2 pseudogenes are annotated in these 685 nt (G+C 34.0%); one reads left to right on the top strand and one right to left on the bottom strand.

Going from position 1 to position 685, the window contains the following annotated elements:
* Window positions 1–282 (top strand): annotated as a pseudogene (locus FCR06_RS32175) (transposase); the annotation flags it as partial.
* Between the two features lie 27 nt (window positions 283–309).
* Here the strand turns inward: FCR06_RS32175 and FCR06_RS32170 are convergent.
* Window positions 310–588, bottom strand: a pseudogene (locus FCR06_RS32170) (IS1 family transposase); the annotation flags it as partial.
* Window positions 589–685 lie beyond the last annotated feature (97 nt).

Here is a 685-nt window from a genome sequence, read left to right as displayed (position 1 = left end):
GAATATTGTACAGAGTATAAAGACCTGTTCAAAGAGGTAAGAAATTATGAGTGCTTTAAATATTTACATTTGGGGATAATATCAACGATAAAAAGAAAATCGTTACCAGAAATAGTGAAGGTGGTAAGTATAAACTCAGCTCAGTCATTAGATCATTTTTTAGCCAATTCAGATTGGTCAGTAGATGAATTAAAACAACGAAGATTAAAGAGACTTAAGCAGGCATTGAATGGTCAGGCTATTACAGTAGTAATAGATGAAACTGGAGATAGAAAAAAAGGGGGTTGCATAATAAAGGGATGAATTAATTTATATAGGTACAATTTGATACTTCAAATAATGAAGTAATAATTTAATTGAGTGTCTCAGCATTTGTTCTGATTTGGAATAGCATAAAGTTTTTCTGTGAAGGCGTGCAAGATAATGACGTAATCGGGTATTTTCATTTTCTACTCGCGTCATATATGTTTTACTCACAATTTGATCTCCATTGGGTATAAAACTAGGGTAAACTTTCCAGCCATCGGTCACATAAAAATAGCTTTCCCACTGTTTCACAATTTCCCATAATGGCTCAAATGTTTCCGCTGGGTATAAAACTAGGGTAAACTTTCCAGCCATCGGTCACATAAAAATAGCTTTCCCACTGTTTCACAATTTCCCATAATGGCTCAAATGTTTCCGC

Source organism: Nostoc sp. PA-18-2419 (assembly GCF_005869855.1).
Lineage (GTDB): Bacteria > Cyanobacteriota > Cyanobacteriia > Cyanobacteriales > Nostocaceae > Nostoc.
Note: the sequence above shows the minus strand (reverse complement) of the source record. Positions and strands in the feature narration are given on the sequence as shown.